21 protein-coding genes are annotated in these 26,404 nt (G+C 38.5%); 19 read left to right on the forward strand and 2 right to left on the reverse strand.

Annotated elements, in window-relative coordinates; genetic code table 11:
• Window positions 1–9: 9 nt before the first annotated feature.
• From EFD62_RS00370 to EFD62_RS00435, 14 genes are all read left to right on the forward strand, one after another.
• Window positions 10–2,481 carry a phage tail protein gene (locus tag EFD62_RS00370; RefSeq protein ID WP_128705537.1) on the forward strand — a complete coding sequence of 824 codons (2,472 nt, stop codon included), beginning with the start codon at window positions 10–12 and terminating at the stop codon, window positions 2,479–2,481.
• Between the two features lie 82 nt (window positions 2,482–2,563).
• Window positions 2,564–2,998, forward strand: a complete 435-nt coding sequence (locus EFD62_RS00375; RefSeq protein ID WP_128705538.1) for a phage holin family protein — start codon at window positions 2,564–2,566, stop codon at window positions 2,996–2,998.
• Window positions 2,995–4,413, forward strand: a complete 1,419-nt coding sequence (locus EFD62_RS00380; protein WP_128705539.1) for a hypothetical protein — start codon at window positions 2,995–2,997, stop codon at window positions 4,411–4,413. The genes EFD62_RS00375 and EFD62_RS00380 overlap by 4 nt, the downstream gene beginning before the upstream one ends.
• Window positions 4,414–4,440: 27 nt before the next feature.
• Window positions 4,441–5,145, forward strand: a complete 705-nt coding sequence (locus EFD62_RS00385) for an N-acetylmuramoyl-L-alanine amidase (protein ID WP_128705540.1) — start codon at window positions 4,441–4,443, stop codon at window positions 5,143–5,145.
• Between the two features lie 123 nt (window positions 5,146–5,268).
• The gene (locus EFD62_RS00390) at window positions 5,269–5,490 is read left to right on the forward strand and encodes an SHOCT domain-containing protein (protein WP_128705541.1); all 222 of its coding nucleotides are present in this window, start codon (window positions 5,269–5,271) and stop codon (window positions 5,488–5,490) included.
• Between the two features lie 58 nt (window positions 5,491–5,548).
• On the forward strand, window positions 5,549–7,108 hold the full coding sequence (locus EFD62_RS00395) for a recombinase family protein (protein ID WP_128705542.1): 1,560 nt from the start codon (window positions 5,549–5,551) through the stop codon (window positions 7,106–7,108).
• Complete coding sequence (locus EFD62_RS00400; RefSeq protein WP_128705543.1) at window positions 7,109–7,540, forward strand: serine integrase family protein; 432 nt, start codon at window positions 7,109–7,111, stop codon at window positions 7,538–7,540. It abuts the gene before it with no gap.
• Window positions 7,527–9,098: a recombinase family protein gene (locus tag EFD62_RS00405; protein WP_128705544.1), complete on the forward strand. Its 1,572-nt coding sequence runs from the start codon at window positions 7,527–7,529 to the stop codon at window positions 9,096–9,098. The genes EFD62_RS00400 and EFD62_RS00405 overlap by 14 nt, the downstream gene beginning before the upstream one ends.
• Before the next feature lie 145 nt (window positions 9,099–9,243).
• Complete coding sequence (locus tag EFD62_RS00410; protein WP_128705545.1) at window positions 9,244–9,651, forward strand: hypothetical protein; 408 nt, start codon at window positions 9,244–9,246, stop codon at window positions 9,649–9,651.
• A 75-nt stretch (window positions 9,652–9,726) separates the two neighbouring features.
• A complete protein-coding gene (locus EFD62_RS00415; protein WP_128705546.1) occupies window positions 9,727–11,670 on the forward strand; it encodes a hypothetical protein in 1,944 nt (647 codons plus the stop codon).
• On the forward strand, window positions 11,670–13,322 hold the full coding sequence (locus tag EFD62_RS00420) for a hypothetical protein (protein WP_128705547.1): 1,653 nt from the start codon (window positions 11,670–11,672) through the stop codon (window positions 13,320–13,322). The genes EFD62_RS00415 and EFD62_RS00420 overlap by 1 nt, the downstream gene beginning before the upstream one ends.
• Window positions 13,312–13,743: a hypothetical protein gene (locus EFD62_RS00425; protein ID WP_128705548.1), complete on the forward strand. Its 432-nt coding sequence runs from the start codon at window positions 13,312–13,314 to the stop codon at window positions 13,741–13,743. The genes EFD62_RS00420 and EFD62_RS00425 overlap by 11 nt, the downstream gene beginning before the upstream one ends.
• Window positions 13,736–15,247 (forward strand): AAA domain-containing protein, encoded by a 1,512-nt coding sequence (locus EFD62_RS00430; RefSeq protein WP_128705549.1) that lies wholly within the window; start codon window positions 13,736–13,738, stop codon window positions 15,245–15,247. The genes EFD62_RS00425 and EFD62_RS00430 overlap by 8 nt, the downstream gene beginning before the upstream one ends.
• A gap of 140 nt (window positions 15,248–15,387) precedes the next feature.
• A complete protein-coding gene (locus EFD62_RS00435) occupies window positions 15,388–15,612 on the forward strand; it encodes a hypothetical protein (RefSeq protein WP_235832513.1) in 225 nt (74 codons plus the stop codon).
• A 287-nt stretch (window positions 15,613–15,899) separates the two neighbouring features.
• Here the strand turns inward: EFD62_RS00435 and istB are convergent, their stop codons facing one another.
• Window positions 15,900–16,622, reverse strand: coding sequence for an IS21-like element helper ATPase IstB (gene istB, locus EFD62_RS00440; protein ID WP_128705550.1), 723 nt, complete (start codon window positions 16,620–16,622; stop codon window positions 15,900–15,902).
• On the reverse strand, window positions 16,610–18,124 hold the full coding sequence (istA, locus tag EFD62_RS00445) for an IS21 family transposase (protein WP_128705551.1): 1,515 nt from the start codon (window positions 18,122–18,124) through the stop codon (window positions 16,610–16,612). The genes istB and istA overlap by 13 nt, the downstream gene beginning before the upstream one ends.
• 478 nt (window positions 18,125–18,602) lie before the next feature.
• On the opposite strand from istA, the gene EFD62_RS00450 reads away from it, so the two are divergent.
• The 5 genes from EFD62_RS00450 (at window position 18,603) to EFD62_RS00470 (ending at window position 26,381) form a co-directional block, all read left to right on the forward strand.
• The gene (locus EFD62_RS00450) at window positions 18,603–20,153 is read left to right on the forward strand and encodes an ABC-three component system protein (protein WP_128705552.1); all 1,551 of its coding nucleotides are present in this window, start codon (window positions 18,603–18,605) and stop codon (window positions 20,151–20,153) included.
• Window positions 20,146–20,886: an ABC-three component system middle component 1 gene (locus tag EFD62_RS00455; protein WP_128705553.1), complete on the forward strand. Its 741-nt coding sequence runs from the start codon at window positions 20,146–20,148 to the stop codon at window positions 20,884–20,886. The genes EFD62_RS00450 and EFD62_RS00455 overlap by 8 nt, the downstream gene beginning before the upstream one ends.
• The gene (locus tag EFD62_RS00460; protein ID WP_128705554.1) at window positions 20,886–23,279 is read left to right on the forward strand and encodes an AAA family ATPase; all 2,394 of its coding nucleotides are present in this window, start codon (window positions 20,886–20,888) and stop codon (window positions 23,277–23,279) included. Before EFD62_RS00455 ends, EFD62_RS00460 begins: the two co-directional genes overlap by 1 nt.
• Window positions 23,280–23,428: 149 nt before the next feature.
• Window positions 23,429–25,084 (forward strand): hypothetical protein, encoded by a 1,656-nt coding sequence (locus EFD62_RS00465; RefSeq protein WP_128705555.1) that lies wholly within the window; start codon window positions 23,429–23,431, stop codon window positions 25,082–25,084.
• Window positions 25,077–26,381 carry a hypothetical protein gene (locus tag EFD62_RS00470; protein ID WP_128705556.1) on the forward strand — a complete coding sequence of 435 codons (1,305 nt, stop codon included), beginning with the start codon at window positions 25,077–25,079 and terminating at the stop codon, window positions 26,379–26,381. The genes EFD62_RS00465 and EFD62_RS00470 overlap by 8 nt, the downstream gene beginning before the upstream one ends.
• The last annotated feature ends 23 nt before the right edge of the window (window positions 26,382–26,404 follow it).

Raw genomic sequence — 26,404 nt, forward strand, 5'->3', positions numbered from 1 at the left:
TGACTTCTTATGGCAACTTATCAAGCCATTAACGCATGTACATGGAGAAACGGAAGCTGGATTCCAGGAGTTACGCCAAATGTAAGGCAAGGAGTATATACACAGGCTAACAACTATGAGAATGTTGGTGTCATGGTTTTTGATCTAACCAGTATTAGGAATACCTATGCCGGATATTATCCCACATCTGCCAGCCTTCACTTAAATCGCGTGGCAGCAGGTGATTGGGGTTCTGCCAGAACCATGACGCTTTATGCAGGAAATCAATATGGAATTCCAGCCGTTGGATCTAATTCAAATGTATCTGCAAGTAGACCTGTAAAGGTAACGACTGGATATAATTACACTATTCCGGCGGGTCAAGGCGCAAAAGATATTACTATTTCCACTGCCCTGATAGACTCCATCGGGAGCGGAGCTAGCAACTGCTTGTTTATTGATTGCGGCTCTAGCACCGTTAATTATATGGGTTTTACAGGCAGAGATGATTTAAGCAAGATTGTACTGACCATCAACTGGGCAAGTCGTACAACAGCCTGTGGGGCACCAACTTCCTGTTCAGTAAGTAGCACACTCTCTGAAGGTGGTATCACTTTATCATGGAGCGGCGCAAAAAGTGGAACAAACAATGCAATAACCGGTTACGAAATCCAATATAGCGAATCGACGGATAATGCTACATGGGGTGAGTGGATACCACTTACTATTGTTTCTACGTCTGCCACCAGCGGAAGTGTTGCAACTTCACCGTCCTTCACAAGAGGCAATTACCGTAGATTCCGGGTGCGGACACGTGGAGCGGCAGGAGCGAGCTATTATTCTGGCTGGAAGGTATCAACGAATTCTGTCAGAAGAAATACAGTACCGAACCCACCCACCACAGCAGTTGCTTCACCTTCGAACTACAGTAACGAGACCATTACACTGACATGGAGCGGAGCTTCTGGCGGAACCAGTGCTATCAAGGGATATCAGATTGCTAGTAGGACATCCACGGATAACAGTACATGGAGTTCATGGAATGTTTTAGCCACTCTAACCTTGTCTTCAAGTGGTGGCAGTTATACACCAAATGTATCAAGAACTCCAGGCACATATACGCAATTTGGTATTTGGACGATAGATAATCTCGATGTTTTCTCATCAGAGAAGATCAGTAACAGCATCTACTGCGATATTACTGCCTGTGCAGCGCCAACTTCTTGTACAGTAAGTGCCACAGTAGCGGAAGGAAATGTAACTTTATCATGGAGTGGCGCAGCGAGCGGAGCGGGCAATGCCATTACATCCTATGAAATACAATACAGTGACTCGGTTGATAACAGCGCATGGGGCGATTGGATGGCTTTAACTACAGTGAATACATCTGCTACAAACGGCAGTTTGAGTGTCAGCCCACCTACCACGCGTGGCAATTACCGCCGATTCCGGATAAGGACTCGTGGAACAGCTGGTGAGAGCTTTTACTCTGACTGGAGGATATCGAGCAATAGTGTCCGAAAAAACATACTGCCTATACCGCCATCATCCTTTACCGCTTCCCCTGTCATTTATGAAATCAACACTGTTACTCTCTCATGGAGCGGTACGGCACCAGGAACCAGTGCCATAAAACAATATGTCATCCAGAGAGCTACATCTTCAGATGGTACGAACTGGTCTCCATTTGAGGCTTTAGCGATTGTTCCTTCAAGCGCGACATCCGGAACTTACGAGACAAATGCATCTTCAATAGCCGGAATGTATACCCGGTACCGAATTGGTGTAACGGATGTATTGGATGCAGTTTCTGCTTATGTACTTAGCAATGCTGTAAAGAAAAATAGTCCACCCGCAGCACCAGTAGTCAGCTGCCCGATGTCAGGTAGTTCGACTTATAACACTACACCACGCTTTATGATTACTACGGGCAACGAGCCGGATGGACAGCTTCAGATTGTTGAAGTAAGGATTGATTCAGGTGAATGGCACAACAGTGTCGACAATCCTGAATTTTTCTCCGTGAGTGGTCACCTTGGAAATGGTGTCAAAACAATGTATCAGGCAGCAACGCTGGCTCCCGGGAACCATATCGTTACCTTCAGATGTCGAGATAGTGACATCGAGTCAGCAAGTTCGGAGGTTACTCGAACATTTACGATACTGCCGTCACCTTTTGAAGTGATTACCGAAAACCTGACACATGTGAAAGCAGCACATATTCAGACCCTTAGAACTTCAGTGAACACGGTACGCAATTATCACTACTTGACACCGATAAGCTGGAACGAGGAAATCATTGTTGGAAAGACCACTATAAAGAATTGGCCATTTCATATTCTTGAGATTAGAAAGGCTATTGAGCCGGTTATTACAATGATTAACGGTTTCGATGATTCATCTACTTTTGATGTGCCGCCTGTCACATGGCTGTCCATTGGAAGCGGAAGACCGAGAGCAGATGTGATGAACCAGCTTCATGACTTGCTATTGACTCTATAAGCCTTTATTTTTATTTTACAAGCACTCTCACAACTAATGGGAGTGCTTTTCTATATACAAATTTGGACTGGAGGTATTGATCATGAAAACGATATGGACATGGATTCAGACAGCGCTCACGGTTATCGGGGGCTTTCTTGGATGGTTTTTGGGCGGACTAGATGGCTTCCTTTACGCCCTTATCGCTTTTGTTGCCATTGATTACTTGACTGGAGTTATCTGCGCAATTATTGATAAGAAGCTGTCAAGTGAAATTGGGGCAAAAGGTATCTTTAAAAAGGTACTCATCTTTGTGCTGGTGGGTATCGCTCACATTTTAGACACTCAGGTATTAGGAAGTCAGAACGGAGGTGCTCTGCGAACGGCGGTAATTTTCTTCTATTTAAGTAATGAGGGTATTTCTATTCTTGAAAACGCAGGACATATTGGGCTGCCCATCCCTGATAAACTCAAAGCTATTCTTCAGCAGCTTCATGGGCGTGATGAGGAGCCACCATCGGATGGTGATGAAACATGATAGACTTAACAAAAGTTGCAACTGTGTTTATTGGACGGCGTGGAGAGCATCATTTTCGTAAAATTGAGTTTGATGTCTCAAGCCTGCTTGGTGATGAATATCCGGGCACGGCCTTAAACGCAATATACAAAAGGCCTGATGGAATTGCTTATCCCGTTGTCACAAGCTATGCCGATGGTGTTTTGACATGGTCTCCCAACTCTGCCGATACAGAGATTGTTGGTGTAGGACGTCTTGAGATAAGGGTAGTACAAGGTGAAGTAGTCGGGAAAAGTGTACGAATACTCACTATCGTTGAGGAGGCTCTTGCTGACGGTATAGTCGAACCACCTGAGCCTCCTGCACAGGAGTGGTTAAATCAGGTTTTGTCAGCTTTAGCTGCACTCGATGTCGATGAAATAAATAGCTTACTAAACCTCATTTACAACCTGCTAAATAGTAGTTATGCGTTACTCAATACCACACACGATCTTTTAGTCAGTGCTGCATCACAGATCGGTGATACCTACAATCTGCTTGGAGAAACAAGGAACACACTCTACCAAAGAACAGGAATACTACTCAACCATTGGCATCCAGTGGAAACAGCTACTGCCCCAGATATGGCAAGTCGCAGAGCGGCCATAACATTTTCAAACATAGTAGACGGCAACAATTTTGTACTTGGCCCAGTAACATATACTTTTGTCACAGTTTTGGGTAGCCCAGCTGATAATAATGTCCAGGTGCTTATACAAGAAAATCTACGTAATACCGTTAAGAAGCTTGCTGAAGCCATAAGAGGTGTCCAAGATGATGCAAACATAGCCTACGGCACAGGGACAGATCCCCATCCATCTTGTACTGCTTACTGGACAAGTCAGAGGTTTTCTGTTGGTGATAGTACCATCGCCCCCGGCGAGAGCCTGTTTTTGCTTGAAAAAGCTGAGGATGTGACTACTGCCTTGCCGATGACTACTACCGCTGTTGCAAGTATCAATGCTTTTACTCGTGCTCCACATGTGAGATACGTTCTGTCCGGAAATGTCTCCGGTGCGGGTGGTACCAATAGCACCAGAGGGCCTTTACACACAATACTGCCTATTGGAAGTGTAGTTATTGGAGGACAAGGTGGAACGCTTTCACCGACAAGATATGACTGCCATTTGATAACCCTTTGCCGACAATCGGATACAAGCGAAAAGGAGCTAGACCTGTATATTTCAAACGATGAACAGAACTTCACCAGAATCTGTCGGAGTACGCCAATCGGAGCAGACAGCAGTGCTGAAGCTCAGCATGTTCAGATTGAAATGCGGCAGGCTCGGGTTCCTGTAGGATATGGACTGTATATTCGCATGGGAAGCAATGGCACATCATCAACCGCATATTGCGATCTGAAATTTACCTACCACCTGTACCCGGCAGACCTATAATCATGCTTTTAATTGAGGTGATAAGTGATGAATTTACAAAAACAAATACTTACTAACAACGCCTGCTTTAAGGCCGGCAGGACAATAACGCCGAAAGGTATCATGGTTCATTCAACTGGGGCTAACAATCCTTGGTTGAAGCGCTATGTAGCACCTGATGATGGCCTGTTGGGTAAAAATCAATACGGCAATCACTGGAATCAAGACAAACCCGATGGTCGACAGGTTTGTGTTCATGCGTTCATAGGCAAGTTGGCAGATGGTTCAATTGCAACCTATCAGACATTGCCATGGAACCATCGTGGCTGGCATGCTGGAGGTGCAGCGAATGATACCCATATAGGTTTTGAGATATGTGAAGATGATTTATCTGATGCGACGTATTTTCGCAAGGTATTTTCTGAAGCAGTAGAATTATGCGTGTATCTCTGTAAACTCTATAATCTGACTGAGAAGGACATCATCTGCCACAGTGAAGGATACAAAAAAGGGATCGCATCAAACCATTCCGATGTGATGCACTGGTTCCCTCGTCACGGCGAAAGCATGGATACCTTCCGTGCGGCAGTTAAGGCTGGATTGGTGGAAAAACCGAAACCGGAAACGCCTACAGGTGACGAGAAAAAATACTACCGTGTTCAGGTAGGAGCATTTTCATCTAAAGCAAATGCCGAAACAATGCTGAAAAAGCTTAAAGCGGCTGGTTTTGATGGTTTTATAAGATATAACTGAGATAAATTTTATTAGCCCACAGCTACGGTAACCATTCCGAGTTGTGGGCTTTATTTTTTTGTCCTTTTTCATGGGGGTTCGAATCACGCTGTTTTTTCGCATATAGGCAGGAGGTAATGCCATATGCAAGTGAAGCAAATTACAGAACTTACGACTACTCATGTTGATGTCAAACGGAGACCGATAACAGAGGAGAAACTCCAGGGCGAGTATGATTATTATCGCTCACTGAAATTGCTTCGGAAAATGCTCAATGCCGGCTTGATTACGAAGGAGGAATTCGTAAAAATAGACCGCCGAAACCGCCAATCTTTCTCCCCTTTTGGAGTCGAGTTAATGCCCTGAATTGCTTGATAATACAGGGGTTCAGAGGTAATATGTCACATACCCAGGGGGTGAAAAATTGAAAAAGGTAAGAAAAATTGAGCCAAATTCAAAAATAATTAAGCCGAAACTACAGGTTGCTGCTTATGCCCGTGTTTCGACTGATAATGATGAACAGCTAGTCAGTTTGGAGGCCCAGAAAACTCATTATGAATCCTTTATAAAATCAAATCCGGATTGGGAGTTTGCCGGAATTTATTATGACGAAGGTGTCACAGGTACAAACAAGGAAAATCGCTCAGAGCTTCAACGATTAATAGAAGATTGTGAGAACAAAAGGATTGACTTTATAGTCACCAAGTCTATCAGCCGATTTGCCCGCAATACGATAGACTGTTTGGAGCTCATTCGAAAGCTGTCAGACATTGGGGTGTTTCTCTATTTTGAGAAAGAAAACATCAATACCCAATCAATGGATGGAGAATTGATGTTGACTATTTTAAGTAGTCTAGCTGAGAACGAATCAATTTCTATCTCACAGAATAATAAGTGGTCAATCCAGCGCCGTTTCCGAAATGGAACATTTAAGCTATCATCACCACCATATGGGTATGATTATGAAGATGGCATTTTGATAGTAAATGAAGAGCAGGCTGCTGTTGTAAGACGAATATTCTCCGAAGCCTTATCCGGCAAAGGAGCACAGAAAATTGCAGATGACTTGAATGCTGACGGTATATCACCTAAAAAAGCTGCCTTATGGAATGCTTCTACTATCCTCGGCATGCTGTCAAACGAAAAATATACCGGTGATGTCATCTTGCAAAAAACATATACGGACGACCATTTCAAACGGCATCGTAACAACGGGGAAAAAGACCAGATCATGATCCGAAGAAACCATGAAGCAATTATCAGCCATGAAGAATTTGATGCTGTGAATGAATTGCTAAGACAGCGTGGTGACGAGAAAGGCATAGAAAAAGGAAAAGGCAAATATCAAAAGCGATATCCTTTTTCCGGCAAAATCATATGTTCGGAGTGCGGAAGCCACTTCAAACGCAGAATTCATTACAATGGTGGAAGTCAATATATTGCTTGGTGTTGTTCAAAGCACATCCATGATATTGCAAAGTGTTCAATGCGTTTTATTCGTGAGGATGATATCCATCAGGCATTTATTACGATGATCAACAAGCTTATCTTCGGATACGAGTTTATCCTAAAGCCATTATTAAAGAGCTTGCGATCTTTGAATTATTCAGCAAACCTGACCGAAATACTGGAGATTGAACAAAAGTTGGAGGAAAACATGGAGCGAAGCCGGGTATTGACAAACCTACTAACCAAGGGGTACCTTTCCTCCTCCCTGTTCAACGAGCAAATCAATGAATTACGAGCAGAAGCAACTTTGCTAAAGGAGAAGAAGAAAGCACTTTCCCGCAGCGTGAATAGTGGTATGACCGCTGTATCAGAAGTTGAACAGCTCCTTAAGTGGGCTTCTAAAGCAGATATGATTGAAAGCTTTGATGAAGCCATATTCAGTCGGTATGTTGAGAGCATCATTGTTTATTCGCAGGAAGAAATCGGATTTAAGCTGAAGTGTGGGCTTACTTTAAAGGAAAGGCTGGTGAGATAGATGGCGCATACACCTTACGGCTATATCATCAAAAATGGAATAGCGGTCATAGATGATAGATCGGCGAATCAGGTAAAAGAACTGTTTCATGCATATCTATCAGGTCTATCGCTGGCGGATGCCGCCAAACGAGCGGGCATAAAGCGTTGCCATTCTTCAATTGCAAAAATGTTGACCTGCAAGCGATACCTTGGAGATGCCTTTTATCCACCGATAATAGACGAGGATACCTTCAAACAAGCTGAAGCCGAGAAGATAAAAAGAGCCTGGATGCTTGGGCGAATACGAGAGCAGGTAGAACCAAAGAATTCATTGGTGAGGATGCGTTTCTCGGCGCCTTCTCCTGAAACACTTTATGAAGATCCTTTTACCCAAGCTGAATATGCCTACAGTTTGATAGAAAGTGAGGTGATAGCGGATGGGCAATCTTAAGAATATAACAGTCATACCAGCCCGTGCTCGAATTGGAAACACGGTAAAAGCTGATGATACGCCTAAACTACGGGTTGCAGCCTACTGCCGTGTTTCAACTGACAGTGAGGAACAGGCCACGAGTTATGAAGCCCAGGTTGATCATTATACGAACTATATTAAAGGTAACTCAGACTGGGAGCTTGCAGGTATTTATGCCGATGATGGAATAACAGGAACCAATACTAAAAAGCGTGATGAATTTAACCGTATGATCGAGGACTGTATGGAGGGTAAAATTGACATGGTCATTACCAAGTCCATCAGCCGGTTTGCCCGAAATACCCTAGACTGTCTAAAGTATATTCGACAGTTAAAAGATAAGAACATCCCGGTATTCTTCGAAAAAGAGAACATAAACTCCATGGATTCAAAGGGCGAGATCATGTTGACCATTATGGCTTCCCTCGCCCAGCAAGAAAGTCAATCTCTGAGCCAGAACGTAAAGCTCGGTTTTCAATTTCGATACCAGCAAGGAGAGGTACAGGTTAATCACAATCGTTTCCTGGGATACACCAAAAATGAGAACAAGCGGCTTGTTATTGTTCCTGAAGAATCAGAGATTGTTAAGCGTATTTATCGGGAATACCTGGAGGGCGCAAGTTTGCTGCAGATCGCGCGTGGCCTTGAAGCAGATGGTATCCTAACTGCCGCAAACAAACGAAAATGGCGCCCAGAGACATTAAAGAAGATACTGCAAAACGAAAAGTACATCGGTGATGCTCTGCTTCAAAAGACTTATACCGTAGACTTCCTCTCAAAGAAGCGTGTTGTAAACAACGGAATTGTTCCTCAATATTACGTTGAAAACAGCCATGAACCGATTATCCCGCGTGAAATTTTCATGCAGGTGCAAGAGGAAATGGTGCGCAGGGCTAATTTGCAGGTTGGAAAAAGCGGCAAAAGACGAGTCTATAGCAGCAAATACGCATTGTCCAGTATTGTGTATTGCGGAGAATGCGGAGATATTTACCGTCGGGTACATTGGAACAACAGAGGGTGCAAATCCATCGTTTGGAGATGTGTCAGCCGCCTTGAGGAAAAGGGCTCTGATTGTTCCTCTCGGACTATTAATGAGACTACATTGCAAGAGGCTGTAGTAAAGGCAATCAATGAGGTGCTGGGCAGTAAAGATACCTTCCTCCCTGTTCTGCAAGAGAATATAGCTGCAGTTTTAAATGAGGATAATGACCAGACTACTCAGGAGATAGAATGCAGGCTGAATGAGCTGCAGCAAGAGCTTCTCCGACTGGTAAATGCAAAAGCAGACTATCAGAAAGTGGCGGATGAGATTTACCGTTTGCGCGAACTTAAGCAGAACATACTGGCTGAGAATGCCGAGCGTGAAGGCAGGCGGGAGCGTATCGCAGATATGACGGAGTTTTTGAATGCACAGTCCTATGAATTAGAGGAATATGATGAGCAGTTAGTAAGGAGACTTATTGAAAAGATAACAGTATTTGATGAAAAACTAACTGTTGAATTTAAGTCAGGAGTTGAACTCGACATTAAGATATAGAATTATGAGTTGACCGCCAATCAAGGGATTATACCCCCATTTGGCGGTCTTATTATTTATACAAATGTATTAACAAATATATAGACAAAAAAGTTAATTAGATGTATAATCATGGTAACGAACCTAGTTGGTCGAGGTGAAAAGTATGGACGTAAAAATAGATAGTTTAATACCTTTTGATACATTACGAACTGATCTGGAACATGTTTTTTCTGTAGTAGAAAAGAACGGCAAAGTCGTTCTTCTAAAAGATAATAAGCCTGCTTATATTGTGCTGAAGTACAATGCTGAGGGTATAGATGCTGAAAATATACTAGACAAACATACTAACTATACACTTCAAGAAGCTATGAAAATAGTGTTATCAGAGGTTGAAAACAAAACTATGCACGCATCTGAGCTGGCAGATGAAATATACAAACGTAGGCTGTATTTGCAGAAAAACGGAAAGAAAGCACAGTATACACAGATTAGAGCGAGGTGTGGGCATTATCCGGAATTACTTGAGGCCCTCCCAGGTAACTATATCAAATTAAGGGAAGGTACTGAGTAATGAATGGTGAAGCACTTTGGAACTATGTAGTCTCGAGTTTATTATTATAATCGCTGGATGAAAGGGAGTGTTTCAATGGACGAAAAACTCAAAGCAGCCGGATATGCAAGCTTTGATTTCGATTTTGATGAATTAGGGGCCATCAATGATAGTCCTATCGACGCTATTGCTGAGACATTGCGAGATGCCTCATCCATTGGATCTGCAACTCAAGCTGGGTTACAAACTGTAAGCTTGCAATCAGCGATAGATAATTTTGCCAAAGAGCTTAATCAATCTGCCATTGCTAAATCCACTGGTTTACCTGTGAAAACGCCTTCCGCACAGTACAAGGGATTTGCAGCCGAGGAATATTTCAAGCAAACCCTTAAGATAAATTCTCTTGCTAAAGGAATTCCGGACTATAAACTTGGTGTGTATACAAAAGGCACTCTGCCAGATGGTACAACCCTTTCGGGCATTGATATGGAAACAGACATTTCTGTTTGGACGCGAAGACGCCCTTGGAGCAAACCTGTTCGTACTATTGACTATCAAGCCAAAATACATAAAGAAGCGTCAGCGTATGCAAAGGACATCAGTAACGATCAATATAAAAATGTTGAATTTGTAGGTGGTTCGGGGCAAGGAGTTAATGATACGGTGAATGTACGCATAGGTAAAAAGCAAGTTTCTTCTGATACTTTAACTCCCGAAGAAGCAACAAAGCTTGCTGATTCGATGAAAGCACAAAAAACGCCTGAGTACCAAAAAAGTGCCGAAAAGCATGCTGAACTAAACCGGGTTAATCTCGGTAGAGCAGTTGCAGCCGGTGCTGCTACTGGTGCTATCCTATCAATTACTAAAGAAGTCATAGATGTTATTAAAAACCGCGATAACTTGTCAGAAGACCAGTTTATTAAGAGCATCGAACATATTCTTTGCGGCACGGCGGATGGCGCTGTTCGCGGCGGTGCAATTATGGGCTCTGTACAGATATTAGGAAAAGTTGTTGGAAAGGAAATAGCGGCCAACTCACTCGGTGCCATACCGGCAATGGCTGTTGCAAACACAGCGGTTGATTTTGCAAAAGACCTTTACAAGTGTTTTGTTACAGGAACTATTGACGCAGATGATTTACTTTGTAATACAATTAACAACACATTTTCTTCTTTTGCTGGATTTGGCGGAGCATATTTGGGAGGACAAATTGCAACCTTTGCTTCTGCAAAAACAGCTGCCGCAACAGGTGCGGCTATAGGTTCTCCACTGGGTCCCATAGGGACTATTGTCGGTTCAATAGTTGGGGGAATGGTCATTGGACTTGGTGCGAATGCTGTTATTGGAACGGCAAACAAAGATGCTCTGAAAGCGTTTAATGAGTGCATCACGGAAATCAACACTCATATCGAACTTAGCGGATGTGAGAAGCTTTATTATTTCGCAGACTCTATGTCAAGCATATCGGACTTCCGCTTGTCGTTTAAGAATTTGTTACCGTGCTATAATCTGATTTCTGATCTCAAAGAATACAACCTCAGAAAGAAGGCAATAAGAAATATCCAAGAGCAACTTGATACCAGCCTTGAAAATGTTGAAACTGCGAAGATTATGGCATTAAAGAAAATTGAAGAACAGCACAATCGTAGACTTGAAGAATTGCAAAACCGATTCAACGAGCAGCGTGAAGCTATGTTTGATGAGTTCAAAGAGTCGATGAACACATATGTTGCCAATTCATATTCCCAGTACATCGGCTTGTTTAACGTTCTTTCTGGCGATTTACAGGATGTATTAACCAGCCTAAACAATAATAAATTGACTCACAACTCCATACTGGAATATGCTCGCAATCGCAACAAAATCAATGAACAACTGAATCAGACATTGACAGAAATAATGCAAGACCCGGGATCAAATGCTTTATTAAAGCCTTTTATTGAGAAATTAAGCTGGTTTATGCAACAAGACGAGATTATGGTTGGCAGGCAATACTTGTCGTTTGACGAAGCTTTGTATCTTACGGGGAGGGTTGGCTAATGAGTGGTTGGGATTATATTATGCCGCATCGCTTACTGGTAAATCGCTCTTTGCGCAAAGCTTCAGACAATTTACGTTTACACATCGATGAATACCAGCTTAAGTATGACAGAGAAATCGAGCGTTACACTGCCGAAATTGAACAAGCAAAGGCTGAAAAAGAAAGTGCTTTTGAGAGTGCTAAGTCATCACTAATAAACGAACTTTCTAAAGATAGCACACTTTTTGAAAAAGTTCATGAAGGGTTGATCGCATATGCAGACCTCTTCTTTCGGCGTCAATGCCTAAATAGAGTTTACGAAATAAAAAAACTTGAAATGCAAGCACTTATCGAATATGGAGATTTTCTAACGGAACAAATGCGCTTGATCGGTGAAGAAATTGATATTCTTGAAGAGAGGAAAGATAGGTTAACTCTTCAAGCACAGGTTAATGATATTTTAGAGTTGCTCAGTTTATCTGGCTGCGATATAGCAATTGATAGCGATAAAAATGCCCAAACCTTGCTTGCCAAGGTTATTGAATTGATAGAATCAACTGAAGACGGTGATTGGATAAAAAAGCAATCTCTACGGACATTACGCTCCATTCTGCAGGAGCGTGTTGATTTTTTACCGGTTATCCAGTATATAACATGGACAATACAACAGAAAGTCCAATTGAGCCGCCAGCTATCAATCGAACGTCGTAAAGCAAATGAAGACAAAAAAATAAAAGCGAGTGAATTACGCGAGGTCTCTGAAAGCATTGATACACTAACTCGCGAGCTTGATGAGCAAGCCAGAATAGTAAGGGAGTTCTGGGCAGTTCCAATTACTCAATTAAATGTACAAAAAAGCTATCTGTATGCTAAGAAAAATGAAGCTTATGATGAATATAAGACAGTAAGCGAGAAAATTGAGAGCATTAAGAAGCTGCAAACAAGCGACAGTTCTTGGGATGAATTGTGGAGTAGAAAAAAGGAACTTCGAGAGTGTATTATTCCCGGACTAAAAAATGAAATTGCATCAGTAAACTCCGAACTAAAACAATGGTTTTTAAGGAGAGAAATGATTTATTCTCTGTGCAAACGGAATAATGTGTTTCTAATTTCGGACAACAATGCGATAGAGTCTGATGAATACCGAATTATCAATAATAGGCTTACAGAGCTTTATCGGATTGAAGAAGACTCAAATAAGCGAGAAGAAGAACGATTCAAAGTTGAATCAGCCCAGATTCAACAGAGACGTAAAGAAAAAATCGAAGAATTGACTGCTAAAATAAAAATTGCCGAAAAGAACCTAGCCGAAAAGAACTATGCTTTGAGCCAGGCAACCCAGCAACTATTAAATAGCAAACGCCATGATAAACGATTTTTTCTTTTAAAGATATTTGCTGAGTCTGAGGAGGTCAGCAAAGCAAAAAAAGCTTTGCAAATTGCTACAAAACAAAAGAAAGAAGTGGATAACTTGTTGTCAGGATTGAAAGCTGAACTTTCCAAGGCTATAGACAAATTTGATAAGGAGTTAAAAGACTGCCGCCCAAAACCATACTGTCCTACGGCAGCTGAGTCCGATGAACGAGAAAAGCTAGAACACAGGAGAGCAGAGTTGCTAAGCAACCCAGGCAAAAGGAAGTCAGTACAAAAGGAGAAGAAAGATGAAGGTTAAATTTGATTTCACCTTGAGTCAGCGATTTGGTGTTGTTGAAAGGACAGTATTTGAATTGGTTTTGAGAGGTTTGACAAGCGCTAAGCAAATCAGCAGTATAATGTGGGTGTTTTCTGATGAAGTTATTGCGAGTGCTTTTCAGAAGCTCGTCAATCTACAGATTTTGTGTGCTGACTTAGAAGCACAAACCCTTGCTCTTTCTGAGCCAGTTCAAGCGCTTATTGAAAAATGCTTGGAGAACTCGTATGACCTTGAAATACCAGATAACTTAATTAACCTTATGTTGGATGATCGCCTGATTATTGATGACCCAAAAACGAAAGCAGTGATAATCGCTCAATTGCTTCCCGGAATCAAACTCGGTTTTTTAATCAATTCGCTGGATATTAGTATTTCTGTAGGGGGTGAAGGTGATGAATAGTGATCTATGGACTGAGCATTTGGCTCATTGGAAACAGTTCTTAACTGAACGATTATCGTCCATTAATGATATTGGCGAGCGGGTGAAAATAGAGCGGCAGCTTAAAGTAATAGAACAGGTTCAATATGCCGCAGTACTTAATCCAAAGCTGTTGATCGAGTTCATCAATCCATCAGATACTCCATCGCTAGAAGCTGATTGCGGTGATTTTTTTCTTACCCTCAATGAATCACAGCAAAAAGCTGTTAAGTCGGCTTTGGGGGATTGTTACCTATCTCTAATACAGGGACCACCGGGTACTGGCAAAACTCAGGTAATTGCAGAAATTTGCCTCCAACTATATCGCCAGAACCCTAATGTAAGGATATTGGTTTGTTCAGAAACCCATATTGCCGTGAACAACCTTATCTCACGCATATCTAAACATAATGAGGATATTCGAATTGTGCGTATACGTGATAAGGAGCAGAACAGCGAAGTAGATGAGTATTCGCCGGAATCAATCATGAGGACATACAGCGAATGGTTGCGAGAGAACTGCAAAATTGATGCCATTGTTGATGTCATAACGAACACACTATCAAACTACGAAGATATAAGCCTCGAAAAAGCTCTGGCTTTGTCAGCAAACATTGTAGGCATGACTTGTAATCGAGTTGGTGCCTATGCATTTTATTCTTTAAATGAAATGTTCGATGTCGCAATTGTTGATGAAGCATGTAAAGCAACCCTACCCGAAATTCTAATGCCTCTTACTGTTGCAAAAAGGGCGATATTAGTTGGTGACCCCAAACAACTGCCACCAGTCTTTTGCTCTGAGGAAATCGAAATCATCCGAAGTATCGACAATTGCAATTTGCTAAATCATATGTACATCGATGAGTTGTTTTTGCGTTCCAATAACGTAACATTTCTTAACAAGCAATATCGTATGATAAACCAGATCGGTGATCTTATTAATAAGCTATTCTATTCGGGAAAGCTAATAAACGGCAGAAATGAAGATGCTGAGGATTGTATCCTTTGGATAGACTATGTTCCTACACAAACATGGCCGCTTAATGAAGTGGATATCGAAGGAAAGCAAAAAATCTATAATCTCAATGAATGTGAAATTATCACTAAAGTGATTATGAATCTTGATGCTAAATCGAGAAATGGAACCTCAGTTGCTATTATAACCCCATACAAGCATCAAGTACTTATGCTAAGGAAGTTGCTGCAAACTGAGTCTCTAAGAAATCTTGATATAAATATTGACAGCGTCGACGGATTTCAAGGCAAGGAATGTGATGTTGTGATATTCAGTATAACAAGAACGGTTGGATCGTTTCGCTTCCTTGCTGATGAGCGGCGTCTAAATGTTGCACTTTCAAGAGCTAGAGATAAGTTAATCATTATTGGTAATTTGGACTACACTGTCAGAAACAGTTTACTGAAGGCTGTTTCCGCTGCAAGTAAAATACAATTATACGATGAGCAGTTTAGTTTGATGGCCGAGTAACAATAATGCTTTGTGGAACCCATTGTTCGCCGGAAGCTTGATGATAAGTGAAATAGGTTGATATGTTTCCTCGTACGACGGTTTTTCAAAAATGGCCGAAAAACCCATTGACATGTTTCCACGTACAGATGGTTTCTAAAATGGCCAACAGACATCAATTCTATCAACTCGAGCCATGTGGAGTGCGTAATAGGAATGCAAAGGAAAGATACCTAGAAATCCTGAATTTTCAGCACTTTGCGAAATTCACTACGTTTACAACGGATGGTGATGATTTCAGAAATAAGGTTTTGAAAAATAAAATTGATGTTTCCGTAGTGTTAGATCTCGAGTGTGTAGACATGTTTACGCAGTTCTTTGAGTAGAGTGTATAGATATGTCTATATTACGCAGTGTGAGGCAAATTTAAACTGGGCAATGATGAGAGGATGTCGGTTTTCTGGCATTCTCTTTTGATATAACTATATAAGTAAGGTTAATGTAATAATTTATGAATAAGACTTTTAGATATTATCTGATATCTTTGTATTTTAGATTGATTTCACTGAAATAAGGGTGTCTACATTATACAAAAGTGCAACAATATTGTTTTTGGCAATAGTAAAATAGTACATTCCGGAAATTAATTTTTAGTGCACCCCTGTTTACAAAATTAGCAATTTATGGTAGAGCTACAGAACCTCTTGCTTAGACCTTTAGCCAGAATTAAATGACTATGGTGGATCAGTCGGTCAATAATAGCAGCAGTCATAATTTCATCGTAGAAAATGGTATTCCAGTCGCTGAATTTGAGATTTGTTGTGATGATCACGCTCCTCCTCTCGTAACATTCGGAAATAACCTGAAACAGAAGCTGAGCACCTTCTTTATCAAAGGGGATAAATCCCCACTCGTCACATATCAATAGGTCACACTGACTAATCTGCTTCATATACTTCTGTAAATCGCCATGGGCTTTGGCATCGGTAAGCTGATTGACCAAGGCTGCCGTCCTGTAAAATCGCACTTTTCTACCCTGATTGCAAGCCTCTACGCCAATTGCCGTAGCCAGGTGGGTTTTCCCAGCACCGACCCCACCGTATATAATCAGGTTTTCCTTCTTTTCAATCATCGAAGCACTCTTTAGGTCTTCCAGGGTAAGGGAAGATGGTATTTCTAGCTCACTAAAATCATAGTTGTTAAAAGTTTTTATCACATCAAAATTGGCATTTTTCAGAAGCCTGTTTTTCCTAACGATCTGCCGGTGCTCAATTTCTTTCTTCAATAGCTCGAGGAGGAATGCTTCGTGGGTATCAGCCTCTATCTTTTTGTATTCCTGATAGAAGACCCGGCCTATCTTAAGCTGCTTGCAGCAGGCTTCGATTATTGCTTCCATGAACCACCACCCCCTTTGAGAAGCTTGTCATAGACGGAAGCGTCTGTTTTGAACTCTTTAACTTCCGGAAGCCACGATGGCACTTCCATACTTCCGGAATCTAATTCCTTCATCGTCATCCGGCAGTAATACGCCCAAATACTATCGACATCGGAAAGCCCTTTTTTCAATGTCTCTTCAAAGGCCCTAGCAGAGGTTTCAAGCCCACTTCGTTGCAGCATTTTCAGAAGGATCTTAAGGCCTGCCTTTTTACCCTCATAGTCGCACTTACTAAAGTAGTCTTGTAATGTTGATGGTAGCTGTTTGAAGAACCCTGTGTATTTTAATGCCGTGGGACGCTTTGCCATCAATTCAAGATAAGGTTCCCACTTCATTGACTCCTTCTGGTTTCCGTAAAGTCTGGGATGGACTATGATGGTATGGTACTGATCATCCATGACCTCAACGGTGGATGCTCCTGCTTTTACCCAGACTTGCTTATTAGCCATGTCCGGGCTGCTTGAATATATGCCATTGTCAAACTTCACCTTGCCGTAATTATCTGCCTTGGCCTTTTCAAGCCTGCATACTTCAAAGGGAACCTTAGGAAGAGGGAGTAATGCTTCTTTATCTTTCATGAAAAGCTCCGAAATCAACATCCCCTTTTTGTAATGACTTCTTTCCATATCCCGGTCACAAAGCTCCAAGAGCTTCCGGTTAAATTCCGCAATATCATTAAATTCCGGAACTGGCACTAGGAAGTTCCGGCGGTGGTAGCCCACTTTGTTTTCTACATGGCCCTTTTCGTTTCCGCTGTTGGGGTTACAGAAGTTACTGAAGAAACCATGATGCATCATGAACCGGAGAAAGCCCTTGTTTATATCCCTCTTACCATCTTCCTTGATAGCATCTATTGCTGTGGACATATTATCAAACCATATTTCCAAAGGTACTCCGCCAATATGCTCGAATATATTCTTTAAGCCCTCCAAAAGGCACTCCTGATTCTGAGCCTTGAACAGCTGTAGATATCCACCGTTGCTGTGGGGGAAAGAGAGATTGATGTAATATCCGTCATATATAGTCCCCCTCTCGATAAACTGGCATTCACCAAAATCTGCCTGTGCTTCTCCAGGTGCATGATCCAACGGTATATGTCCCTCAGTTCCGGAAGCAAGTTCCTTCCGTTTCTTTGCCACATAAAGCCGTACAGCCCTATCGGAAACATCGAATTTATCTTTGTAGAGTTCCTTTAGTCTATCGTGAACTCTTTGGGCTGTATGCCTTTGTTTGGGCTTTACTTTCAAATCATCCTTGAGCCACTGGTCTATGGTTTCTTTAAACGGTTCAAGCTTTCCATGTCGGGTATGGATCTCCCTCTTGCCGATATTAAAATCCTGCATCTGTGTATACTTTTTGATAGTTTCAATGCGGTGTCCAGTCTCTTTCTCTATACTTCTCAAAGATTTCCCTTTCAAATTCCGTTCATGCCTGATATGATAGATTTGTTCCATTGTTAGCATCCTTTCTAAATACCCCCTTCAAGCGTCGACAACTTAAAGGGTAATTTATTTTAGGGGTGCTGGCAATGGAATTTCCATTTTTCTGTACTATTTTTTAACTTCCGCCCTGTACTATTTTCATTTTACCAAAAACAAACAATATTGCAACAATCAAAAAAAGAGCTTGACTTAAAAGACTAAACAAGCATTTTTATTATTTTCCGTACATTGCAAACATTCTTTAAAATAAAGGATCTTTAAATATGGCAATTAAAGGATAGTATTTTCCCTAAGGACTTCTATTTATCAATCGGTATACTATTCTGTCGAACAATGACTGTAAAAAAATCAAAAAATCTGGAGAAATTTATGATATAATTGATGATGTCTATAATATTAGCATTTAAAATAACCGGAATATGAGTATGTTATAAAGCTACTAAGTTGGAATGAGTTTACGAAAGAAGCAACTTTAAATTTATTTGGGGGAAATGTAAATATGTCAGAATATAATCTTGAATTTGATGCTACTCCAAGTTGGAGCGGATACAATTATCAAGGGAAAGTGGCTCTATACGTGGTACTAGATAAGTTATGCAAACTTTACGAAGATGGAAGAAGCGCTGAGATATCTGATTTTAGTCTTGAGTTAGAATGGATTGAGGACTTTGCAGTAATACAAAAGTGTGGTGATGAGAATGTCTACAAATCGATTCATCAAGTTAAGGCACTTGATAAAACTGATATTAAGGACTATGGCGAAGCTATTTTTGGATTAGCTGCAAAAGTTATCGAATATAATACTATTGATGAAGCATATTTACATACTTGGAAACCTATTAATATAGCTGCGGTTGATTGGAAAAGTAGTATAAAAACACTAGCTCAAAGGCATCGTGAGGAAACAGACCTTATATCAAAAATGGAAAGGTTGTTAACTGATACTACAGAGTTCATCAATACATATAAAAGAATATTGAAACCTAAATCTGGCCCTGTTCCGGATATAATTAAGAGAATACAGTCCAATATAGCAGGAAAGATTACTGTTGAAACTATAAAAGCCGCAATAGAAAAGGCAATAGCATTTGCAAAGCAAGATAGTGCTGAATTTGTGGCAAAACTGACAGATGAACGTCTATCCAAGATTCATCTATTTAGTTATGGAGATTCTAACTACTGTGATTTAGAGGCGATTAAAGATAAAATTCTTGAGAAAATAAATAAACATCTTGAGCTACAAAAAGTAGGAGATTGGAGAAAATCTGATACAAAATATAAAGAAACTATATATCATTATTTAATGGCAGAAATCGATAAAAATGTTGTTGAGCGTCACAAAACGTATTCACAAAATAATAAGATTACAATATCTTTTCAAGTATTTGAGAATATATTGGAAAGCCAAAGCTTAAGTGATCGCTCAAAAGAGTATTATTTGTTTCATTTGAAGAATAAGTTTTTTGATCTCTATAACGATTACTGTAAAAGATGCACAAAAAAAACTGTGGATAATAAGGTTTGTCTAAGCTGTAACCTCATAACAGCAATCGAAGATGTTAAAAATATGGATTTTGAAACCTTTGAAAGGTTTTGTAGGGTATTATGTGCAGATGTGAAAGGTGAGATCCATGCTATTGAAGTTTTTCAAAGAATATTTGAACCAACTGGAGTAAATGCTTGTTTTTTCAAGGCATTAAGAGATATTAAAAAGGAACATGAAGTTAAAAAAGAAATGATTCGATACACGTCAAAGGATAAAAAGACCTTGCTATTGACTGCATTAGCAGATAAAGGTACAGACGATGATTCTTCGTATGTATGCCTTAATATTATCCAAAATAAAGATATAGATGGTGCTCTGATGGATATAGATGAGTTAGTAAGTAAAGACTTTGATGAGGAATCTATTTGGGAATGTGCAAAAAAAATAAGCATGATTGAGGATTTCACTGACCCTGAGTTAGATTTTTACGACCATATATGTCACTGTAAGAGAGTTTCAATTAAACCCGTAGGAGATGTCATTAGGAGGTTAAATAATGATTGACCGTGTGATTTTAAATATACTGAAGGAAAATGGTTTTGATGGATATGAGGCACTCTCAATTGAATATTTAAAAAATGTTGTTTTTACTTACCGAAAAAATGATATTAGAATTGAATTTTTCGTAGTTGCTGCTATAGATCAAAAGGAATTTATTGCTATAGATGAAAATAAAATGTTTTCAGATATTAGTAAATCCTTAAAGAACTCTTCATTTTACACAGCGGAAGTGGATAAAAATACTTCACTAGTACTTTGTGTAGCAAAAGATAATAAATTAAAATCATTTGAAGAGCTGGAAAAAAAGGAGTTACAGACTGAGGAAAATCCATATTTCTTTAAAAAATATGTTTTAACATATGATGAAAAAGTTGCGCAAAAGGTATTTGGAGAAATTCTAAAAACATGTAACGAGTCTTCAAGCCTAACGAAATATATTGAAAGTATTGTTATAAATCCAGAAAGATTTAGAAGTTATAAAATTAATGCAGAAAATAATGAAGATTATGCGTTGCTATCAAAAATTGTTATGAAAGTTCCCATTATGCCAGTAAAAATTCCAGGCAATCAATCAATTAAACCTTTAGCGAATATGATACAGGATAATATTATTTCTGAGAATCTACAGAAAGCACAAAATTTGGTAGCATTCTTGTCTAGTGAAAAAAATAAAGAAACACCGGATAATTATAGTGTTTCACAAATAATTGATTATTGGATGAAGGAGAAGTTATAATGAGTAATTATAAAATTTCAAGAATATATCTAGATAACTATAAATTGTTTAACCAAAAGGAATTAGTTTTTACTGATTGTTCTTTAACAGTTTTTGATGGGCCAAATGGTTACGGGAAAACAAGTGTTTTTGACGCTATAGAATTCTTATTAACAGATAATATCAAAAGGGTTTCTGAAAATTCGAGTATATTGAAAACAGAGGCTTATGAGACTGTTTTTATTGCGGGTAACCCCAGGAAAGATGTGGTAATCAAAGCTGAATTTTTATCAGATAGCAATACTCCTTTAGTTATAGCAAAAGTAATACCTGCAACAAGTAAAATCAAAAAGGGAAAGAAAAATAATCCGACAAAATTAGCAGAATTGGCGACCACCTACATCTTACCTTCTTATGAGACTAATGATTATAGTGATGCATATAAATGTAGCCATGCCGAGGTTATAAGTAGGTTTGGAAATAATGTAATTTCCTTTTTTGACTTATTTTATTATATAAAACAAGAAGATAGGCTTGATTTCCTTAAAAAAACTGAAAAAGATAGAATGGCCGAGATTAACCGTCTTTTTAATATGCAAACAGAAAAAACTGATTTTGATAACGCTACTAAGGCAATAAGGCAATTGAATAAATTGCTAAAGGACTTAGAAGTTATGATAAATAATAAAGAAGATGAAATCAAGAAATTAGAAGATACTTTACAAAAGAGCAAAGGGAATAAAGATGTAAAATATGAAAAGCTGCTTTCTTGGAAAAAAGAAACTGAATTTTGGGATGAGCAAGTTGTTATAATTAGTGATACCAAAAAAAAGGATGAAATCATAAATGTTATTAGAGGAATACAGCTATTTATTGAAAACTATAATGAATTTTTAATCGAGCAAAAGAATAATTGGTGCAGTGAATGGATAGATAAACAGAGTTTTTTGAATCATTTTTTGCTTCTTTATCCATTTAAAGATACTCTTGAAGATGTTAAGTCTGCTTTTGCTTCACTTAAATTTTTGAAGCAACAAGTGCAATTATTTTCAGATGGTAAGTATGTGAACATTAACTTTCCCAAAATTGCTGAAATATTAAAAATAGATGCTAACATACCATTAATAAATGAAATTATTTCTCAAATAATCAACTATGAAAAAAGTTCAAATAGCTTAGCAAAAGCAGCAAGTGAATTGAATCAAGCGAGGGAAATCCTTAAAACAAAGGCATTATCGTTCATCGGAACAAAATCAGATGATGGACATTGTGCTTTTTGTGGATATGATTGGGGCAATAGTGAAGAATTAGCTAAACAAATTGCTAAAACATCGGAATCATTTAAAAACTTCTCTGATGAAAATACACTGCTTAAAGAGAACAAAATTGAAGAATTAAAAGTTATTTATAGTTCTATGTTCTTTCCTAAAATTAACGAATATTTTGAGAAATATAAAACTTTGGATAACGAACAATTTGAGTATATTTTTGATCATAAAAATAAAGTGGAAGAATCATTTAAAGCTTTTATTGAAGGGTGTACAAAGTATAGTATAAATATAGAAAAGTATGTGATAGATAGTAATAGCTTTAATTTAGAGAATAATCTTGTGCAAGAGTTAGTAAATGAACTTTCAGCATCGATAAAGCCACTTACAACCGAATATCTCACTGCTCGTAGTACGACTGATTTTTCTAAAATTTTTACTCGATATTTTGAAGAAAATATAGGTAATGTAAGTGTTACTACAGTTGAGAAAATACAGAATAAGATAACATATATCGAGTACAATTATTACAATACTACCTTCGAGAAGATCGAACAACTAAGAAAAGAACTTTCTGACAACCTGGAAAGAAAAAAGATATTAAGCGAAGAGGTCATACCACAGACGGTTCGATATAAGGAAGTACTTAAAGCTAATATTGAAAAATATCAAAATCAGGTTATAAAAAATATAGAAATTCCATTTTATATATATAGCGGAAGAATTATGCAAAGTTATCAAGGAGGACTTGGAGTTCTAATAAAAGAATCTGATGATGATAAAATAGAAACTGAGAACGAATCTGGCTTAAATAGTATCAGGTTTGTACCTACATCCCCTACCAGATCAGATCATGATATTATTTATACACTAAGTTCCGGTCAACTATCAGCAGTAATTATTTCTTTTACATTAGCATTAAACAAGATTTACTCAAACGATACATTTAAATGCATTTTTATTGATGACCCTGTACAAACGATGGATGAGTTAAATATCGCATCTTTTGTGGAGTTAATGAGAAATGAATTCGGAGATAGACAAATCATACTATCTACACATGAAGATGCGTTTTCACGATACGTTAGGTATAAATATTCAAAGTACGGCTTGAGGGCAAATGCGATAACTTTGAAAAGTGGCTAAGTACATTAGCAGCTATTGAAAATATTTATAAAAAAAGTTGCTAAGTATAACTAAAGAGTTCGAAATGATGAACAAGAATTGATAAACTATGAAGTCCACGAAGTTAAATGAGCTGTATTGCTTTTACTGTCAGGCAAGGAGGGTAAGGTATGCTTACTATTGAACAGTATATTACACAGATGAAGAGAAAGGACAAGCTGGATGAATTTAATTTCCAAAATCATGCGGAGAACATGACGATGGTAATAAAGTATGTTATGGATTATTTTAATAACTACCTTAATCCTGAAACCTATGACTATGAAAAAATCAAAGTTGAACAAACTCTATTAAAAATAGATCAAGAAATTGGAACTACCTACCCCAAAAGCAAGGATTTTATACTCCGTTATTATAAGGAATACAAAAGCCGTATAGATCGTACATTAAAAAGCTATATTACGGATTTGAAGTATTATCATTTATTTTATTGTAAAGAAGACTACGAAAATGCAGTTGATGCATTTTGTAATAGCTCAAAAGTAAAGGGGACCGGCGTTGATAATTATAAAGAGGACTTAGTAGTATTAGCGCAAGAGATTAAAGATAATGAAACCGAAAAACCTACTTTTTCAAGTTATAGATATCTCGATGATTCATTGATAGCCTGGATAAAAAATACATACAAGGAATATAAGGTTAATATAATCCAATTTACAGAAAGCTATATATGGCAATACAATGAACGGTATATAGAAAGAAAGTATTCAAGGGAAACTGAAACGCATTACCATATTAATCGATATAACCATAGATATAACAATAATCCTTTTTCTATTGATGAAGTATACCAGGACAACTGCAGTCGTCCGTTTATAGAAGGGAAAAAGGGTGAGCTGGAAATGCTCATGATGTATGATTGGATATTTGATCATGTTGAAGATTCAGATTACTGGTCTGAGTACGTGAATCTGTGTATTTCCACTCAGAGAGTCAAACTGGTAAAAAACATTAATGCTTTGATTCCGGTAAAAGTAAAAGATATTTCATATCCACCGGATGTCCAATGCAGTAAATTATTTATTGAAACATATAATGGGTTTATCAGTAGTGACCCAGGAACATCATACATTCTCAGGTTATCCTATAATAAGGATAACGATGGAATATGGAAAGATGAGAAAGAATTAAAAAGTGTTATCGATAATTTGCATGATGCTTTTTCAAAATACGGCCCCCCGGAGGTTATAGAAATTTTCCCGCCATTACGATCTAATACTTATAACGAAAAAGAGTTTTTTCAGAAGTATAACATACTGGAAAAAGCGATGAAGAAATATGCCAATCTGAAAATTACTATGGTTAACGGACCAGAGAGGTACTATTCAAAACCCAAATACCTAATGCAATCAGTTGAAGACATCATAAATATTCGAAATACCGTAAGAGAGATGAAATATCATCTAAAACTTGCTATTGATATTTCTTCGCTTTTTAAAAAGAAATGCTATGGCCATGATCTTGAAGAGAAATTGGACAAACTCAGTGAAATTAGAAATAGCATAGTAGGAATTCACTTATCTAATATTCAGGATATCTATAGTATTTTTAGCGAAATAAGAAAAGAAGATGATGTTTATTTGAATACACACGGCTACCGTAAATATTCGGATTTTCTTGGAGGTATCTCAGCGCTATTCAATGATAATTTGCCCCGTTACTTTGTTCCTGAACATATAGTTGGAAGTGAAGATATTGAAGAACTTGTTGATGTCCTTCTCAGGGGAGGATTTTCATTCTGTGCGGAGGAGCAAAAACATGTATAATGAAGATGAATTTCTTAAAGAAAGGGAAAAACTGTTTAACGAAGTATGGAATGAGCCAATGACAACTGTTGCAAAGCGATATGGCTTATCTGATAATGGGTTGCGTAAAAGATGCATTAAGTTGGAAATCCCCCTGCCGCCTGTAGGGCATTGGGCAAAGCTCCATGCAGGCAAAGAATCGGTTCCGAAGCCTAAGTTGCCTCCTATGAAAATAATAAAGCAAACTATTAATGCGGAGGAAAAAAAGCATGTTATCGAAATTGAAGATATTTCTGAAAAAACAAACAGCGAACTTGAGAGTATGGATGGAATGGAGCTTCTGACTCCAGAATCAAAAGATAAGTTCATTCAATGGTGTGAAAAAATTCAAGTTCCTAAGAAGAACGATAACTATAACAAATTAATAATTGAATATCAAAAAGAAATTGAATATAGAAAAGCCAGAGATGAAGAACATAAATTTCATGATATATTTAAATACACTGATTTATTTTGGACTATTCAGCATAAAGTGTCATATCGTGATAATATAGCTGTTCTGCCGATATCAGTCTCAGAGAAGCAAATCAATCGAGCGCTTAGGATAACGGACACATTAATCAATTTAGTAAATGAATTGGACGGAAAAGTGTTTGTTAACCGTGGTGATAAGGACAATGCTACATTTATGCTTTTCAATCATGGATTTTCTTTCAGTATAAATGAAATCATGATAAAACGAAGAACTAAGTTGCTGAGTTCAAAGGAAAATACTTTACATACAGAGTTCAAACCAATGTATGAAAAACTATACAGTGGGTTGTTGGAAATTGATTTTACTGAAATCCTCGATAATCGAACTAGAGAAAGAGAAGCAAAAAGGCTGCATTTTCAAGATTCTGAAAATGAGCCGCTTGAAAAGCAATTGGGTAAGATTTTCATATCCCTATTTAGAATTTCAAATGAAGCTACAATTGCAAGATATATTTCAGAACGGGAACTTGAGAAAAGAAGAAAGGAAGAGCAGCGACTGCGTGAGATTGAAGCGGAGAAGCTAAGAGAACAACAAAGAATAGAAGCGAAAAACCAACGAAGAATTAAATTCCATCAGAATATCGATCGCCATATAGAAGAGTGGTTTAAATACCAGGATCTAAAAAAATATATAAACGACTTGAATGAACTTCTGCAAACAATGGTTGATCCGGAATCAAAGGAAATAATCGAGGAATATCTTTTGCTGTTGAAAGAGAAAACAGATAAGGCTAACCCGATTAATAATATTATTTCAGAAATAAAATCATTAAAGGATGATTAAAAAGGTTTTAAGCAGAGGATGAA

Origin of the sequence: Acetivibrio mesophilus, assembly GCF_004102745.1 — a bacterium.
In the GTDB taxonomy this organism is placed as follows: domain Bacteria; phylum Bacillota; class Clostridia; order Acetivibrionales; family Acetivibrionaceae; genus Hungateiclostridium; species Hungateiclostridium mesophilum.

Excerpts from the sequence above, each read along its gene's own strand:
- EFD62_RS00370 (WP_128705537.1), top strand. The coding sequence starts at position 10 with ATGGCAACTTATCAAGCCATTAACGCATGTACATGGAGAAACGGAAGC.
- EFD62_RS00375 (WP_128705538.1), top strand. The coding sequence starts at position 2,564 with ATGAAAACGATATGGACATGGATTCAGACAGCGCTCACGGTTATCGGG.
- EFD62_RS00380 (WP_128705539.1), top strand. The coding sequence starts at position 2,995 with ATGATAGACTTAACAAAAGTTGCAACTGTGTTTATTGGACGGCGTGGA.
- EFD62_RS00385 (WP_128705540.1), top strand. The coding sequence starts at position 4,441 with ATGAATTTACAAAAACAAATACTTACTAACAACGCCTGCTTTAAGGCC.
- EFD62_RS00390 (WP_128705541.1), top strand. The coding sequence starts at position 5,269 with ATGCAAGTGAAGCAAATTACAGAACTTACGACTACTCATGTTGATGTC.
- EFD62_RS00400 (WP_128705543.1), top strand. The coding sequence starts at position 7,109 with ATGGCGCATACACCTTACGGCTATATCATCAAAAATGGAATAGCGGTC.
- EFD62_RS00405 (WP_128705544.1), top strand. The coding sequence starts at position 7,527 with ATGGGCAATCTTAAGAATATAACAGTCATACCAGCCCGTGCTCGAATT.
- EFD62_RS00410 (WP_128705545.1), top strand. The coding sequence starts at position 9,244 with ATGGACGTAAAAATAGATAGTTTAATACCTTTTGATACATTACGAACT.
- EFD62_RS00415 (WP_128705546.1), top strand. The coding sequence starts at position 9,727 with ATGGACGAAAAACTCAAAGCAGCCGGATATGCAAGCTTTGATTTCGAT.
- EFD62_RS00420 (WP_128705547.1), top strand. The coding sequence starts at position 11,670 with ATGAGTGGTTGGGATTATATTATGCCGCATCGCTTACTGGTAAATCGC.
- EFD62_RS00425 (WP_128705548.1), top strand. The coding sequence starts at position 13,312 with ATGAAGGTTAAATTTGATTTCACCTTGAGTCAGCGATTTGGTGTTGTT.
- EFD62_RS00430 (WP_128705549.1), top strand. The coding sequence starts at position 13,736 with ATGAATAGTGATCTATGGACTGAGCATTTGGCTCATTGGAAACAGTTC.
- EFD62_RS00435 (WP_235832513.1), top strand. The coding sequence starts at position 15,388 with ATGGCCAACAGACATCAATTCTATCAACTCGAGCCATGTGGAGTGCGT.
- istB (WP_128705550.1), bottom strand. The coding sequence starts at position 16,622 with ATGGAAGCAATAATCGAAGCCTGCTGCAAGCAGCTTAAGATAGGCCGG.
- istA (WP_128705551.1), bottom strand. The coding sequence starts at position 18,124 with ATGCTAACAATGGAACAAATCTATCATATCAGGCATGAACGGAATTTG.
- EFD62_RS00450 (WP_128705552.1), top strand. The coding sequence starts at position 18,603 with ATGTCAGAATATAATCTTGAATTTGATGCTACTCCAAGTTGGAGCGGA.
- EFD62_RS00455 (WP_128705553.1), top strand. The coding sequence starts at position 20,146 with ATGATTGACCGTGTGATTTTAAATATACTGAAGGAAAATGGTTTTGAT.
- EFD62_RS00460 (WP_128705554.1), top strand. The coding sequence starts at position 20,886 with ATGAGTAATTATAAAATTTCAAGAATATATCTAGATAACTATAAATTG.
- EFD62_RS00465 (WP_128705555.1), top strand. The coding sequence starts at position 23,429 with ATGCTTACTATTGAACAGTATATTACACAGATGAAGAGAAAGGACAAG.
- EFD62_RS00470 (WP_128705556.1), top strand. The coding sequence starts at position 25,077 with ATGTATAATGAAGATGAATTTCTTAAAGAAAGGGAAAAACTGTTTAAC.